This window comes from Flavobacterium sp. UBA5153, assembly GCA_002413745.1.
GTDB lineage: Bacteria > Bacteroidota > Bacteroidia > Flavobacteriales > Flavobacteriaceae > Flavobacterium.
Map to the genome: position 1 here is coordinate 25,868 of DHXP01000038.1, position 17,105 is coordinate 42,972.

Consider the following 17,105-nt stretch of genomic DNA (forward strand, 5'->3'; position numbering starts at 1 on the left):
GCTTTAGAGCTATTATTAGAGCCACAAAGTAGATGAATACAGATATTTAAAACAATGCTATCTTGGGAATACTCATTGCTGAAAATTACATCAATAAAAAATAATTTATGAAATTCACATTCAAATTCTTTCTAACTATTTACGTCAGTCTTTGTACATTGTCGATTAGTGCGCAAAACGGGAATAACAATTTGCCTCAATTGGGCAAAAATTCAATAAAAGATGTAATTGCAGCTATGACATTAGACGAAAAAGTCCGAATGGTAGTCGGTCCGAATTATTCAGGTGCAACCAATGCTGCAAGTATTAATACCTCCGAAGGCATTATTGGTTTCACCGAGCGTCAAGTGCCGGGTGCTGCCGGACTATCGTACGCCATTCCGCGTTTGGGCATTCCTTCGCTGGTAATGGCCGATGGCCCCGCTGGAGTACGAATATCTCCGATCAGAAAAGGCGATTCAATTAATACCTATTACGCAACCGGCTTTCCGGTGGGCAATTTATTGGCATCAACCTGGAACCCAATTGTGGTAAAAAAAGTTGGTGAAGCTTTTGGTAATGAAGTGCTTGAGTACGGCATTGATATAATACTTGCGCCGGGTGTGAATATTCAACGCAACCCACTGAACGGTCGGAATTTTGAATATTACTCCGAAGATCCACTGGTGACAGGAAAAACCGCAACGGCTATCATTCAAGGCATACAATCGAATGGGGTTGGAACTTCGCTCAAGCACCTAGCCGCCAACAACAGCGAAAACAATCGGATGAGAAGCAACTCCATTGTTAGTGAACGTGCTTTGCGTGAAATTTACCTCAAGACATTTCAAATGACTGTTCGAGATGCAAATCCCTGGACAGTAATGACATCGTACAATAAACTGAATGGGACGTTTACTGCCGAAAGGAAGGACTTGATAATCAATATTCTCCGAAACGAGTGGGAATTCAAGGGTTTTGTGGTGACGGATTGGGGCGCAGGGCAAAATTATGTTGAGCAAATTCTGGCAGGAAACTCGCTCATTATGCCCGGACGGCTCGACCAAATCAATAGTATTTTGAACGCTGTAAAAGACAAGAAAATGGATGAGTCGTTATTGGACGAACGAATCGAAAAATTGTTGAATGTTGTATTGTTGTCGCCTACTTTCAGAAAATATCAATATTCTGACAAACCTGACTTGGTAGCTCATGCCGCGGTTTCGCGACAAGCAGCCACAGAAGGTATGGTGTTATTGAAAAACAATAACCAAACTCTACCTTTTGCAAAAACGGCGCATAAAATTGCTGCATTTGGAAATACAAGTTACGATTTAATTGCCGGAGGTACCGGAAGTGGTGATGTAAATAAAGCGTATATAATTTCTATGGCACAGGGCTTAAAAAAGGCAGATTACACCTTGGATAAAAATTTGGAAAATCTGTATCTCAATTATTTAGTTGACTATAAAGCCAAACAACCAAAACCCAAAAATGCAGGAGCCGGAAGACCACAAATACCCGAATTGGAACTATCGAAAGAGCAGATTATAGAACAAGCAAACAATGCCGATATAGCCATTATTACTATTGGCAAAAATGCAGGCGAAGGGTCGGATAGAAATTTAGAAAATAATTACAACCTAATGCCTGCCGAAAAAGAATTAATTAAACAAGTTTCGGCTGCTTTTAAAAGTCTGGGCAAAAAGACAGTTGTAGTTCTAAATTTGGGCGGTGTAATAGATATGGCCGGATGGAAAGACGATGTGGATGCTATACTTTTGGCTTGGCAACCCGGGCAAGAAGGTGGATATGTCATTGCCGATTTACTTTCAGGCAAGGTAAATCCTTCGGGCAAACTAGCCATCACTTTCCCCGAAACGTACACCGATGTTCCTTCATCCAAAAGTTTCCCGAAATCGTGGGCTGACCAACCGGATTCTTTGGTTTATCACGAGGGTATTTATGTAGGTTACAGATATTATGATACTTATAAAATTAAACCTGCTTACGAATTTGGTTACGGACTGTCGTATACTCAGTTTATCTTTGACAATTTGAAGTTGAGTTCCACGAAATTCAACAAACAAATCACTGCAATAATTACGGTAAAAAATTCGGGAAGTGTTGCCGGAAAAGAAGTGGTACAACTTTATATCAGTGCTCCGGCAAAAAGCATTGATAAACCCACAAAGGAACTGAAAGCGTTTGCTAAAACAAACTTGCTGCAACCGGGTGAATCGCAAACACTTAAATTCAGTATTAATGCTGAAGATTTGGCTTCTTACATTCCGTCCAAAGCAGCCTGGATAGCTGAAGCCGGTGAATATTCGGTTCAAGTGGGTGTTTCCTCACGCAACATTATTCAACGCAAAAATTTTAGTTTGGCAAAATCTATAATTACTGAAAAAGTAACCAATCAAGTTCAGCCATTGTACGAAATTAAAGATGAGCTACGAGGTATATAAAATCGGATAAATCTGCTGATTGTTTCAAATGCGTTATTAGTATAAATAGCGAGTTCAAATTGCAGTTATCCAGTTTAGTACCTTTTATATGGTGCTGGCGATGATCAAACAAGCTGGTACAGTTTGGCGAAGTTAACCAGATTGCTGATAAAGCCATTGCCGATGGCAAATCCACAGCCAGAATCATCGTGATACCCGATTTCAAAAACAGATAAAATGTGATGTTTCAATGCTATTGATGGAAATTTTAATTATGAAGATTTTTTCTTTCAGGAATTCATTTCTTAATATTGAAAAAACCTATCGTGTTCGTTCCGAAAAACGTTTCCGGGCTATAGCTGGACTTTTTATTGCTGGTGGCGGAAGCATTATTTACGATTTGCATTACCCAGAATTGTTTTCAACTACTTGTCCATTAAGTACCGGAAATAGGTTTTGGAGACAGAAACTTTTTCAATAATTATTTGAGCTTCTTCAGCAGACATAAAGTTTACTGAAAAATTGAGTATTCAGTAACAAGTATAATTTTAAGGAAAATTAATTCTGCAAGTGATTCTACAATTCAATTTTGCAATAAAAAAAACAATAATGAAAAAACAAATATTATTTCTATTTCTGTTCAACCTAATTTCAGTTCAAGCATTTTCAAAAGTTTGGACCATTTCGGATGACAATCTTACGGTGAAGTTTGATGATCAAACTGCTCTTTTGAGTGTGACAGACAAACGCTGTAATAAAGTTTGGAATCAAGCGCCATTGAAGGAATTGTTTGTCGTAAAAAAAACGTTTCAAAAAGGAAATGTTTTAACTGTTAGTCTTAAAGGTAAATTTCCATTTCAAGTCATTTATTCATTGACCCCAAAAGCAACTTTGGAAGTGAGAGTTATTGCCGACAAAAAAACGGTTATTGAAAATACTGAATTTCCTTCGGCATTTATCACACCAGATAAAAATTATTATCTACTTCAAACGGACAGTGAAGGGTTGTTACTCCCAGTAGATGATAGCGAATATCCAATTGGAACTGATCGGCCTTATTTTTGCGGTGGTGGAACTGCTATGGCGTGGATGGGCATAGTGGACAAACAATTTGAAACGGGTTATATGGCTATTTTAGAAACACCTTATGACGCCATTTTAAATACACAAAAAGTTGATAATCTGATTACTTTTTCCACAGTTTGGATGCCATCGATGGGTAAGTTTGGTTACGACCGCAAAGTTAGTTATCACTTTTTTAATAAAGGTGGTTATGTAGCCCAAGCTAAAAAGTATCGCGAGTACATTTGGAAAAAGAACCAGGTGATTACCCTAAAAGAGAACCAAAAGAAAACTCCAGCATTGGAAAAAATGATAGGTGCCGTACATCTTTATGTTTGGGATAATGCTCGTGAAGTGAGTTTTGCACAGGAACTAAAAAAATCGGGTATCGACAAAGCATTAATTTTATGGGATCCCAATCATGTTCCTTATCCCGAAATTGGTTATGACAACAGGATTAAAGAATTGGGCTATGTGCCTGGAGCTTATGAGTTGTTTACTGATTTAAAATTGCGTGATACCGTGATGTCCAAGAAAGATTTGTCAGGACCAATGCGCTTGTCTCGAATCTCTTATCCAGGAATGTTTAATGAGTTGGTGACTCGAGATAAAGATGGAAAAACCTACTCAAATAACTTTGGTCATACATCCTGTCCTTTGGCTATTCGACCGGAAATAGAGAAAAGAGTAACACGCGAATTAAATGAATTTCCACACGAAGCCTATTTTCTAGATGTCTATCAGGCAAATGGAATATTTGAATGCTATTCTGAAAAACATCCGCTAACTCGAGAGCAGTTTGTAAATGAAGTAAAAAAGAATTACAATCTAATTGCTGATAAATACCATCAATTTATGGGTGGAGAATGGGGAGCCGATTTTTTGGGATCAAGCAGTGTTTTTGTACACGGAATGATGACTTTGCAACGCACTTGGTGGGGTTCAGGAATCGAAAAGAAGGGAACCATTTATTATACAGGAGATTGGAAAAGTAACCCTCGTCCCACGCAAATGATTGGAACACGTGTGGCAAATGACAAATATTTACAATATTCAATTAACGAATATACACGTGTTCCTCTCTACGAATTGGTGTATCACGATGCAGTTGTTACCTCTTGGCGTTGGGAAGATGGAAATCATCACACACCAGAGATTTGGTGGAAAAAAGACCTTTTTAATATGCTTTATGGCTCAGCACCTTTATGGAATCTAGATCGCAATCGTTGGGAGGAATACAAAAACACCTTTATCGATAGTTACAAAAATGTATGCCCTTGGTTGCAGAAAATTGGTTATGATGAATTGGTTTCACATCGGTTTGTTACGTCAGACCACAAGGTGCAAGAGTCAATATTTTCTTCGGGAAATAAAATTTTGGTCAATTTTGGTGATGAAGATTTTGTTTTCGAAGGAAAAATAATTAAGGCAAAAAGCTTCTTAACATTCACGAATTAATACTTCCTAAAAAAAAACAGGAAATGCATTTAAAAAAATTAAACATCGATATTTTGCTACTGATACTGTTCTTTGTAGTAAAGATTTCAGCACAAAGTAATGTACAATCTCATAAAGTATCTCAAGGTTTCGCATCTGTATATCCTAGTGAAAAACAATGGGAAAATGTACCAGTTCATCCACGGTTGTTTGCAAACAACTCCCGAATAGAATCGTTGAAATTGCAAAACGATGAGGTTTCAAAAGACCTATTGTTGTTATTGAAAAATAATGCAGAAAAGACTTTGAAATCTGCTAAGATTGAATATCCTGCTACCGGTTTTAAATTTAGTGAAGTGCGCAATGTTCAAGGTAGGATACTCACTTTGGGGTTGGCTTACCGAGTCTTTGGAGACAAACGCTATTTTGAACGTGCAAAAGCTGAGCTGATGCAATTGGCCGAATTACCAGACTGGTGTCCAACGCACTTTCTAGATGTTGGCGAAGCAACTTTGGCCGCTGGTGTGGGATATGATTGGCTGTACAACGACCTTACACCTGCCGAAAGAGAAACGATTACTCAAGCCATTATAAAAAACGGTATTAATCCTTCGCTTGACGCAAAAGAAAGCAATGAGAATAAAAGTTGGTTGAATGGCAACTTCAATTGGAATCCTGTTTGTAACGGCGGATTATTGGTAGGCGCATTGGCTATTTATGAGAGTGAACCCAAACTAGCTCGACAGATTGTGGAACGCGCCATCAAATACATTCCCAATCACGGAGCAGTATATGCACCGGATGGTACTTATGCAGAGGGCACAGCTTATTGGTCTTATGGTACAACTTTTCAAGTAGTTATGATTGAGGCATTGCGATCCGTATTTGGGTCTTCTTTTAATTTGGAAACCTTTCCTGGATTTCTAAAAACAACCAATTTTATTACACAAATTGGTGGCCCAACAGGTTATGAATATCCCTTTTCAGATGCTGGACACGAAGGATCACAATTGTCAGCAAAGCCACTTGCTGAACGATACACTTCAGAACCCATTATGTTTTGGTTTGCTAGAGAAAATGGTAGTAGAGTAATCGCTCGCGATGAAATAAATAGTATTGCAATAGCAAAAAATAAAGTATTAAACGATACTGTTTCTAAAAATCAAAAAAGCCACAGCAGGCATTTTGCATTGGAAGTATTGTGGTGGGAACCAAAATTACCACCCATGGATAAAAACAGTTTTTTGCCCTTGCATTGGACTGCCGACGGTCATATGCCAATGGCGGTTATTCGCTCGGCTTGGAACGAACCTTTGGCTTCTTATATAGCCATAAAAGGCGGTACACCAAACAATTCGCATGGACACATGGATGTGGGCAGTTTTATTCTTGAAGCCAATGGAGTGCGATGGGCATTGGATTTGGGTGGCGAAAGTTACGATAAAATGCGTGCAGCAAAACTTGATTTGTGGAATTACACGCAAGACAGCAACCGTTGGACCACTTTTAGACCGGGACCGGATTCTCATAATATATTGCGATTCAATAATGCTAGACAAGATGTTTCGGGTTTAGCAACAATCAGTAAATTATCAGAAAAAAAGGGCGTTGTTGGTAATGTTGTTGACCTCACTTCACTCTATAAATCACAGGTTGAGAAAGTTTTCAGAACAGTAAAAATGTTTCCAGATAAATCAATAGTAATTCAAGATGAATGGGAAAGTGGAGAAAAGGAAGGAGAATATACTTTTCAATGGGTAACAGGGGCCAAAGTTAGTATTCAGCCTTATGGTGCATTATTGGAGCAAAATGTTAAATCAATGAAATTGAAAATTGAAGTGATAAATTCGAAAGTGAAACCAGAAATCCTTATCGAAGATGTTTCCAAAGCAAAAGCAGTACAAGATTCAGATAATTCAGGGGTTAGCAGGATATTAATTAAGCTAAAATACTTTAAAATGAGCAAATTGGCATTGAAAATAACTGCTCTTTCAGTAAAATAATGGGATATTATGATTAAAACATATATAATGAAACGGACTTGTTCAGTAAATAGTAAAGTAACCATCACTTTTCTTTTATATAAAAACCTTGTTGATGATAAAAGTCTGATTATGTTTTTTCAAAGTATTGATGAATTGATAATAGTTTGCTCATAGTAATTTTAAAATAAATAAAATGAAATTTAAATCAACAGTTTTTTTAGTAATCTGGAATTTTTCGGCTTTAGCAGTTTTTGGACAACCCTATTTCAAAACACATGTGAAAAATGAGTTTGTCAATCAAAATTCATTTATAGGTATGAAGGCGGACACAACGACTCCACCTAAATTTATTTCAATTAAAAATCAATTGCCACAACCACTTTGGAATTCAAGACCCGATGTTATAAAGTGTTATTGGAGGACATGGGAGATTGCTTTTTCAAACCTGAAAAAGGTAAATCCAAAAAGCGGATTTGTTTCACCGTTTATTGATCCAGCTTTTAACGGTCATATTTTTATGTGGGATTGTAGTTTTATGACCATGTTTGGCAAATACGCCAATAATGTGTTTAACTTTCAAAATACATTAAATGATTTTTATACAAAACAACATGCCGATGGCTTTATTTGTCGAGAGATACGCGAAAGTGATGGCACTGATTGTTTTGAACGTTTTGACCCTTCCAGTACCGGTCCGAATATCATGCCCTGGTCGGAATGGGAATACTATTTAAATTTTAATGATACGGAAAGATTAGAAAAGGTGTTTCCAGCACTTTTAGCATATTACGAATGGTTTAGGACATACCGCTCGTGGCCTGACGGCACTTATTATTCAAGTGGCTGGGGTTGTGGAATGGATAACCAACCGAGAATGCCCAAGAATTTTAGTCCAGAATGGAGTCATGGCTTTATGTCATGGATTGACATTTCTTTACAGCAAGTTTATGCTGGCACAATTTTAATAGAGATGGCCAATAAGTTAGATCGTAAAGCCGATGTGGCGAGTATAGAGAAGGAAATCTTGGTCTTGAATCAATTCATCAATGCCAATATGTGGAATGCGGATAAAAGTTTTTATTTCGACCGATATCAAGATGGAACTCTCTCCAGCATAAAAAGTATTGCATCATATTGGGCTTTATTGGCGGGTACAGTTCCTCCAGACAGAGTTGAAAAATTTGTTGGGCATTTATCTGATAATAAGATGTTTGACAGGCTTCATCGTGTTCCGACTCTATCGGCTGACCATCCAAACTTTAATCCCAATGGTGGTTACTGGAATGGTGCTGTCTGGGCACCTACCAACTATATGGTTCTACGAGGTTTAACAAAATATAAGTTCGACTCTTTAGCTTACGATATAGCTTTAAATCACCTAAACAATGTAGTGGAGGTATTCAATAAAAGCAACGACATCAGAGAAAATTATTCGCCAGACAAAGTACAAGGTAACGATGGAAAGAATTTTGTGGGCTGGACAGGTCTTGTGCCAATAACAGACCTATTTGAATATGTTTTTGGAATTAGACCCAATGTACCCGAAAATACCCTTTTGATAGATGTTCGCCTAACCGATGAGTACGGAGTAAATCAATATCCTTACGGAAAAACTGGGGTGTTGGATATATTGTGCAAGAAAAGGAGAAATGAAATCGAAAAACCCTCTATAACCATAAAAACAAATGTGCCATTAAAAATAATTCTAAAGTGGAAAAATGGGGAACTTATCAAAGAGGTTAAAATAGGAACTTCTAAATTGTAAAATAGCGTTTCAACTCAGTACAGATTGTTTAGAGATAATGGAGGAACGATAAAGTATCATGTCCTATCGACAGGATTTAGCAAACTTTGGTGAGCCGATGGAAGGTCATTGGGATGGTTATCAACGAATAAATTTCGATACTAAAAGTGGAGGAATAATTGGAGTTTTAGGCAAGGTGCAATTTAGAATAAACGAGTTGTTACAGTTTCAAGACTTGATTTGAAAAATAATTATCATGTCAAAAACATAGATGGTAAAGTTGTGCCAACTATGACAAGATTTGAACCTTAAGTGAATTGAATTATTTTAAAGAAAAAAACACCTTGAATACGCATTTAAATTTCCTATAAATTATATTGAATTAATATATTTTGGGTTAATTGTTTGTAATTATTATTTTAATTGTTTAATATTGTGCCCGTGCACAGAATAAATTTGTTTTTTTTAAACTCAAATTTTAATGGATTCTAATCTTATCATAAAATAGTAATACAATATTCAATTATGAAATTTCTCTTATCATTTATTTTAGTATGGTTTGCTTTTATTGAACCCGTAATTGCTCAAGAAAACACAGCATACAAAACTTCAGAAATAGTTAAATCTGTTTACAATCAAGGTTTAAAACATACTGAACTCGATTTTTATGCTGGAACTTTAATGCTTCACGGAATCAGTGAATTTTCGCTTTTGCCGGGTAATGAAGATTTGCAAAAAGATGTAGTTAATAAATATTTAAAATTTAGTAACGGTGAAATAAAAGCCAAAGGAAGTCTTTTTACTTATGAAGCTGGTGGTTCTGGAGCTGCTTTTTTAGCTTATAAAGGAATAACCAATACATTAGATGATCAAGTGGCTAAAGCGGCTTCTAAATTGATGAAAGACCAAAAGCGTTCTCCCGAAGGGTTGATAACGGCTAATTTTGCTACTGACGACAAGATTTTTATTGATGTTGCTTTTACAGTTACTCCATTCCTTTTATATTCTGGTTTAAAGGAAGGAAATCAAGCCTACATAGATATGGCTGTAACCGAAACTTTAGAATTGTTCAAAATATTGAAGGATAATAAAACAGGACTGTTACACCAAGCTAGAGGATTTAATGGCAAAGGCAGCATTTCTGAAGATAACTGGAGTCGTGGTAATGGCTGGGGAGCTTTTGCTTTGGCTATTTTAGCACGAGATTTACCGGAATCACATCCAAAACATCAAGAAGTAATTGAATTGGCTAAACAGTTTTTTTTGGCGACATTAAAATACCAAAATAAAGAAGGTCTTTGGAATCAAGAAATGACCGATAAGTCTTCCTATGTAGAAACATCTGGAAGCGGGTTGATTCTTTATGGATTGGGAATTATGTTGGAAAAAAATCTTCTAGAGCCTAAATATATGCAAAATTTTAAACTTGGTTTACAAGGGTATACATCTTACATCGGAACTGATGGTTCTGTAAGTCATACTTGTTTTAGCTGTCTTGCGCCAAACAAAGGCACCAAAAATGATTATAAATTGCGTCCTTGGGTTTTCAATGATCATCACGCTTTTGGCCCGGCTATATTGGCTTTTTCGCAAGCTGCCAAGATGGGAATAACTACAATAATTCCTTTAGACAGAATGGGTGTTTACTCCATTGTGGATTCTCCAAAAGCAGTCAGGACTTATATGAAATTTGACAGAGGTAGTGATGTTGCATGGGAAAATGACCGTATAGCTTATCGTGTTTACGGATCATCCGTTCGTGCAAAAGTGGGAAATGGTATTGATGTTTGGACAAAAAAAGTAGATTATCCTATTATTGATAATTGGTACAAATTGAATGCTGAAGGCAAAGATTATCATACCGATAGAGGAGAAGGATGTGATTTTTATAATATGGGTAAATTAAGAGGTTGTGGAGCAATAGCTATATGGATTGACAATAAACCTTATCCTTCCGAAACTTTTGATACTTATAAATTTCTCAAAAATCAAACAGATGGAATAGCACTTCAATTAAATTATCTAACATGGAGTGTTCCAGGAATGAAAATTGAGGAAAAGAAAATTATTGAAATGGGTCTAGGAACTAATCTTTTTAAAGTGACCAGTACTCTAAAAAGTGATCAAGAAAGAGAATTAGTTATTGCAGTGGGTATTACAAGCTATGGAAAACCAGAAATTATAAAAAATAAAAAGAAAGCGACTTTAACCATTTGGGAAAATACAAGCCCGGAGCACGGAAGTATTGGTACGGCTGTGTTAGTTAACCCTAAAGATTTTGTGGGATATGCCTCTTATGCTGGAGATGAATATGTTCTTGTTAAAGTTAAAACGAATGTTCCTTTTGTATATTATTCTGGGGTAGGTTGGGATCAAACAAAATATTTTAGACAAAAACAAGATTGGTTTAAATATGTCGAAAAAGAGTCCAAAAAATTGAAGTTTATAGATGAAACTAAAATATATAAATAACAAATTAAAAATAGATAAATACAAATGATTATGAAAACAAAGAATATTTTACTTTTAGCATTGCTTTTTGCGTGTTCATTTATAAAAGCACAAAATGTAATGCAGTCACCAGAATATATTAAAGCATTAACAGCAGAATGGAAAGGAGAACGATTTGCTGATGGAAGACCTAAAGTTTCTGATAATCTATTAGAACGATTAAAAGAAATAACACTTGAGGAAGCTTGGGCGGAATTAATCGAACTGGGGTATTTTAATCAGTTTGAAGGAAACTGGAAGTTGTTGAATGAGAATGACCATAATGTCATGACTGGACGTGCAGTAACTGCGCAGTTTATGCCTGCCCGTATCGACCTTGAAAATCAAGTGCTTGAACAGGGTAAAGCGGAAGGTCGCATGTATCAACAAAAGAGAACTGTGTCATGGGCGATGACAACTTTAGTTGATGGTGATTTTTATGTGGCGGATGGTTACGATAAACAAGCATACGGAACGGTAATGGGGTCAAATTTAGGGAATGGAGTATGGGCTCGTTCCCATCGAGGTGCCATTGTTTACGGACATATTAGAGATACCGAAGATTTACGAAAAGTAGAAGGTTTTAATGTGTGGGTAAAAGGAACAGATCCTTCATATATGCGTAAAACTTTATTAACTACAATCAATGCGCCTATTCGTATTGGTGAAGCTACTGTATTGCCAGGTGATGCAGTTTTGGCTAAAAAAGATGGTGTTGTATTTGTTCCTGCTCATTTGGTAGAACATATCGTTTTAACAGGTGAAGTAACTGAATTGTTTGATGTTTTTGGACAACAACGCATCAAAGAAGGCAAATATACTGCAGGAATTATTGATAGCAAATGGAGCGATGATATCAAAAAAGATTTTAGAGGTTGGTTGGATACTTACAAAGGTAAATTGCCTATGACTAGACCCGAATTAGATAAATTCCTTGAAAAACGTAATTTCTAGTATTTATAGTTTAATGATATGAAGCTGTCTATTTTATTTTAAAAATTTAATAGACAGCTTTTTAATTTATAGTGAGATGAAAAAAAAATCTATTGCCTTTTATATTATTGTTTTTGGATTATTATTTTTTAATGCGAAAGCACAAAACAACTTTCTAAAACCAACTATTTCATTGGGTATCCTAGTCGAAGACCTCAATAAATCAATCGATTTTTATACAAATGTGGTTGGGATGTTACAAGTCAGGGAATTTGTTATAGATTCCAATAAGGCAAAAAGAATGGGGTTGAGCAAAGAAGAAAAATTTGATATTAAAGTGCTTAAATTGGAAAATACCGAAAATGCAACGGAATTAAAATTAATGTCTTTTGCTAAAAAAACAGACCATTCCAAACAAAAGTATCTTCCCGACTCAAATGGAATACGGTACTTAACCATTTATGTAAAATCGTTGCAACTCGTTTTAGAACGGATTAAAAAATTTAATATCAAAACTCTAGGACAAACTCCTACTATGCTTGATGAAAAACGTCGGTTTGTTTTGATTCAAGATCCCGATGGGAATTTTGTGGAGTTTATAAGTTCAGAATAATGCATTTCAAATTAACCGAGAATTTTGTAAAATTCATGTGCATCTTCCTTTTTATTGCCCCAGATTGCTTGAAATGCCATTAAAAAATGTTTTTATTTTTGTTTATTAATGAATTTGTGACAAATTAAATGATTATCATAAAATATAATACTTTTTTTTAGAATGATGTTATTTAAAACATTTTAATTTCTACATTTGTGAAATCTATTTTAATAATCCTTAAATTTTAATGTTATGAAAAGAAGTCTACTATTGGTTGTATTTTTTATTACCACATTGTGTGCGCGAGCACAATTTACAGCAGGTAATCTTGTCGTTTCAAAGATTAATATTTCAGGTGGTCAAACCACTATTGTCAATGCAGATGATGCAACTAATGGGTATTACGCAGTTTTACAGGAAATTACTCCCGCAGGCGCTAATGTTGGTTCAGCAATTGCTCTTCCAAACCTAGTTTTAGACGGACGATCTGTTGCTTATGAAGGAGAAATTGGATTGTCACAAGATAACAAGTCTATTTCAATCATTGGATTTAATGGTGGTGTAAAATCTGGTTCTGCAACTTTTAGAGCAAATTCTAAAATGATATATAGGTTAGACTCACAAAAAACATTCGGAACTGTCACTAATATATTAGCTTCAGATTTTGCTGGAAATGCTTATAGAAATGCTTATAGAAATGCTATAAGTGCTGATGGTTCTTCTTTTTTAATTGCAACGGGTATAGGAACTCCTCCATATAGAACAATTAATTATGGAGCTAATAACCCTTCTGGAACAACTATGATGACTGCAGTTGGTCTAAGTCTTCCAGCTGGTCAGTCTATTCGTAATTTTACATACAACCAAGCAGGACTTTATGGTAGTGGTTAGGGGATAACTAAGTTTGATCCTATAACTGGTATTGGAACTATTTTAGCTAATACTCTACTGATAGTGTTCAAGTTGTATTTTTCGACACCACTGCTGGTGTTGGTGATACAGCTGGTAATGATTTAATGTACGTCGCAAATAGAAATAGTGGTGTTACTAAGTTTACTTGGAATGGTACAAATTGGGTTGCTGGTACAAGTATAAACGGTTCAGGTATTTCGCCAGCACCATCTTAAGGAGTTCCTGGTACTGGTGCCTATGCATTGATTGGGAGAATTGAAAGCGGGAAGCCAGCTTTGTATTCTATTTCTCACAATGGAAATAATACTAGTGTTACTTATACACATAGTCAAATTATTAAAATTGTAGATAATACTAGTTATAATGTAGATTGGACTAATGTTGGTGCTGATAGGGTTATTTCGGTAGTAGCCTCTACAGATAATACAGAAATGTTTAGAAGTATTTCTTTTGTTCCACAAGGAACTTTAGCTACTGCTAGTTTTGAGAAAAAAGTACAAAATTGGTCTATGTATCAAATCCATCAAAAGTTATTTTGAATATCAATTCTGAGGTTTCTGGAAGTTTTAGTGTTTATAACGTATTGGGACAAAAAGTACATCAGTTTAAAGTGGAAAATGGTAGTAATACTATAAATGTGGATAAATTGAATAGTGGTACTTATTTTGTTGAAGGAGCAAATGCCACCCAAAAAATAATTATTCAAAAATAATCTTAAGGAGGGCTAATGTCTTTCCGTGGATATTTAATTAGATAGTGGAGTAAGAGAGAATTTATTTCTTCTAAAGAAATATTCTATATTTTCTTCGGCTTAATTTATTTTAAATATCAAAAGCATATTATAAAGACCGGTAAGTTCAACAGTATGTGTGATACTGTTGAATCTTTGCAGATAAATTGTTTTTAAGGGTATTAGTAGCACATTTACAATTTTAAACAAATAAAAATAATACGTTTTAATACAAACAAAATATATGCTCAAATCAGGAATTTATTTAGCAATGATCATGCTAATTGGAAGCCTTTCTGCTCAGACAGTAAAAGTAAACCTTAACAACAACTGGCTGTTCAGAAAAAAAGGAGATGCCCAATGGATGAAAGCAATCGTGCCTGGTACCGTGCATACGGATTTGCTTCACAACAAGAAAATTGAAGATCCTTTTTTTCGTAACAATGAAAAAAACTTACAATGGATAGGCACTTCTGATTGGGAGTATAAAATGGAATTCCCCGCAGATGATCAACTTTTAGAGAATGATGCAATTGAAATTCAGTTCGAAGGTCTTGATACTTATGCAGATGTTTTTATAAATGGCACAAAGGTAATTGCCGCAGATAATATGTTTTTATTATGGAAAGCGGATATAAAAAAATATTTAATCAAAGGTCAGAATAATTTGTCGATCACATTTTATTCTCCGTTAAATAGGACAATGCCTCTCTATGATAGTCTTCCTTATGTAGTACCCGTAAGCAACAATGATCAAGCAGATAAACGATTAAGTGCTTTTACCAGAAAAGCGGGATATCATTATGGCTGGGACTGGGGACCGCGCTTTGTAACTTCTGGTATTTGGCGGCCGCTAACATTATTGGCGTGGAAGAAAGTTCATATTGAAGATTTATTTATAAAACAGCTAAAAATAGAGGCAAATAATGCCAGTTTGGAAGTTCAAATGAACCTGTCAAGTAGTTCCGAAGGATTAAAAACTTTACAGTTATTTGTTGATGATAACCAAACTCCTATTATTACTAAAAATATAATGGTTTTTAAAGGAGAGAATAGTGTAGCTGCTAAATTTGAAATGAATGATATTCAACTGTGGTGGCCAAATGGTATGGGTGATCAAAAACTTTATAAGTTCAGGGCTGTCATTTTGGATAAAAATACTGAAATTGGAAGTAGCGAAGTAAAGCGTGGCTTGCGTACCATTGAATTAGTAAACCAAACAGATGAAAAAGGCAAATCATTCTATTTTAAAGTCAATGGAAAACCTGTCTTTATCAAAGGGGCGAATTATATTCCGCAAGATAATTTTTTACCTCGGGTTACTAAAGAACGTTATGAGCATGTTATTAATACTGCCGTTTCGTCACACGTGAACATGCTACGTGTTTGGGGAGGAGGGATTTATGAAAATGATTTATTTTATGATCTTTGTGATGAAAAAGGAATTTTAGTGTGGCAAGATTTTATGTTTGCCTGTACTATGGTGGCACCGCTTGAAAATGTAAAAATGAATATTATAGCCGAGGCAAAATACAATGTTAAGCGGCTTAGAAATCATTCCTCTATTGCGCTTTGGTGCGGTAATAATGAAGCCACGCAATTCATTAATGAAAAATTTTGGGGGCATACAAAAGATAATTTTAAAACCCAAAAGGATTCCGCTACTGTTTTTAATACCTATGATGAGGTTTTTCATACTTTGCTACCGGGTGTACTTAAGGTTTATGATGAAGAAAAATTCTATTGGTCATCTTCACCAAATTACGAAAATTACTCCATGAAATATAAATTTAACCTCGCCTCAGGTGACATTCATTATTGGGGAGTTTGGTGGGGAAAAGAACCATTTGAAAAGTATAATGAAGTGGTTGGCAGATTTATGAGCGAATATGGATTTCAGTCATTTCCAGAACTTGAAACAGTAAAAAAATATACAATTCCTTCGGATTATGATATAAATTCAGAAGTAATGACAGCCCACCAGCGTTCTACAATTGGAAATGGAACAATTACACATTATATGAAAGAGATGTTTACCGTTCCTAAAAAATTTGAAAATTTCCTCTATGTTGGTCAAGTTCTTCAGGCAGAAGGAATAAAAATAGCATTGGAAACCCATCGTCGTGCCAAACCTTATTGTATGGGTACACTTAATTGGCAGATAGATGATTGTTGGCCGGTAGCTTCCTGGAGCAGTATGGATTATTATGGGCGGTGGAAAGCGCAACAGTATATGACTAAACGAGTTTTTGATGAATTCCTAATATCGGCTGTTAAAGAGAATGATAGCATCAAAATATTTGCAATATCAGATGTTTATAAATCTATAAATGCCGTTGTGCAAGTTTCGCTTATAGATTTTAATGGGAAAGTTTTAAAATTCGAAAACATGGAGGTGCTATTGCCTGAAAATAGCAGTACCCTTATTATGTCCTTCAAGGAAAATGAATTAGTTGATCTAAATAACAAGAAAAATGTGGTGCTTAATATGAAGTTACTGATTGATAATAAACAAGTTTCTCAAAACAATTTTTATTTTGAGAAACCTAAAAATTTAGAGCTTTCTAATGTTAAGGTAAAGTTGAAGCAAATTAGTGATACAACAATCGAGTTAAGCACCACTAAGATGGCTAAAAGCGTATGGTTATTTTTACCCAATGTAGATAATGCATTCAGTGACAATTATTTCGATTTGTTGCCTAACGAAAGAAAATTGATAGATGTGAAAACAAAAGATTTGAAATCTGTTTTGGGAAAAATTGAAATCAAAACATTGATTGACGCCTATTAA

Annotated in this window: 12 protein-coding genes; all 12 read left to right on the forward strand. The window is 35.4% G+C overall.

Annotated features, from left to right (window positions below; all coding sequences use genetic code 11):
- Nucleotides 1-107: 107 nt before the first annotated feature.
- Complete coding sequence (locus B2145_RS07755) at nucleotides 108-2,447, forward strand: glycoside hydrolase family 3 C-terminal domain-containing protein (protein ID WP_291100558.1); 2,340 nt, start codon at nucleotides 108-110, stop codon at nucleotides 2,445-2,447.
- A gap of 253 nt (nucleotides 2,448-2,700) precedes the next feature.
- Nucleotides 2,701-2,907 carry a hypothetical protein gene (locus B2145_RS07760; protein WP_291100560.1) on the forward strand — a complete coding sequence of 69 codons (207 nt, stop codon included), beginning with the start codon at nucleotides 2,701-2,703 and terminating at the stop codon, nucleotides 2,905-2,907.
- A 128-nt stretch (nucleotides 2,908-3,035) separates the two neighbouring features.
- Nucleotides 3,036-4,946 (forward strand): glycoside hydrolase, encoded by a 1,911-nt coding sequence (locus B2145_RS07765; RefSeq protein WP_291100564.1) that lies wholly within the window; start codon nucleotides 3,036-3,038, stop codon nucleotides 4,944-4,946.
- Between the two features lie 23 nt (nucleotides 4,947-4,969).
- Complete coding sequence (locus tag B2145_RS07770) at nucleotides 4,970-6,928, forward strand: heparinase II/III domain-containing protein (protein WP_291100567.1); 1,959 nt, start codon at nucleotides 4,970-4,972, stop codon at nucleotides 6,926-6,928.
- A gap of 175 nt (nucleotides 6,929-7,103) precedes the next feature.
- A complete protein-coding gene (locus tag B2145_RS07775) occupies nucleotides 7,104-8,675 on the forward strand; it encodes an MGH1-like glycoside hydrolase domain-containing protein (protein ID WP_291100570.1) in 1,572 nt (523 codons plus the stop codon).
- 504 nt (nucleotides 8,676-9,179) lie between these two features.
- Nucleotides 9,180-11,126 carry a DUF4861 family protein gene (locus tag B2145_RS07780; protein ID WP_291100573.1) on the forward strand — a complete coding sequence of 649 codons (1,947 nt, stop codon included), beginning with the start codon at nucleotides 9,180-9,182 and terminating at the stop codon, nucleotides 11,124-11,126.
- 30 nt (nucleotides 11,127-11,156) lie between these two features.
- Nucleotides 11,157-12,098: an RraA family protein gene (locus B2145_RS07785; protein ID WP_291100576.1), complete on the forward strand. Its 942-nt coding sequence runs from the start codon at nucleotides 11,157-11,159 to the stop codon at nucleotides 12,096-12,098.
- Between the two features lie 76 nt (nucleotides 12,099-12,174).
- Entirely contained in the window at nucleotides 12,175-12,690 is a 516-nt protein-coding gene (locus B2145_RS07790; protein ID WP_291100578.1) for a VOC family protein, read from the forward strand.
- 234 nt (nucleotides 12,691-12,924) lie between these two features.
- The gene (locus B2145_RS07795) at nucleotides 12,925-13,563 is read left to right on the forward strand and encodes a hypothetical protein (RefSeq protein WP_291100581.1); all 639 of its coding nucleotides are present in this window, start codon (nucleotides 12,925-12,927) and stop codon (nucleotides 13,561-13,563) included.
- Nucleotides 13,564-13,826: 263 nt separating this feature from the next.
- Nucleotides 13,827-14,123: a hypothetical protein gene (locus B2145_RS07800; RefSeq protein WP_291100584.1), complete on the forward strand. Its 297-nt coding sequence runs from the start codon at nucleotides 13,827-13,829 to the stop codon at nucleotides 14,121-14,123.
- The gene (locus B2145_RS07805; protein WP_291100587.1) at nucleotides 14,120-14,296 is read left to right on the forward strand and encodes a T9SS type A sorting domain-containing protein; all 177 of its coding nucleotides are present in this window, start codon (nucleotides 14,120-14,122) and stop codon (nucleotides 14,294-14,296) included. Before B2145_RS07800 ends, B2145_RS07805 begins: the two co-directional genes overlap by 4 nt.
- Before the next feature lie 262 nt (nucleotides 14,297-14,558).
- Entirely contained in the window at nucleotides 14,559-17,105 is a 2,547-nt protein-coding gene (locus B2145_RS07810) for a beta-mannosidase (protein WP_291100590.1), read from the forward strand.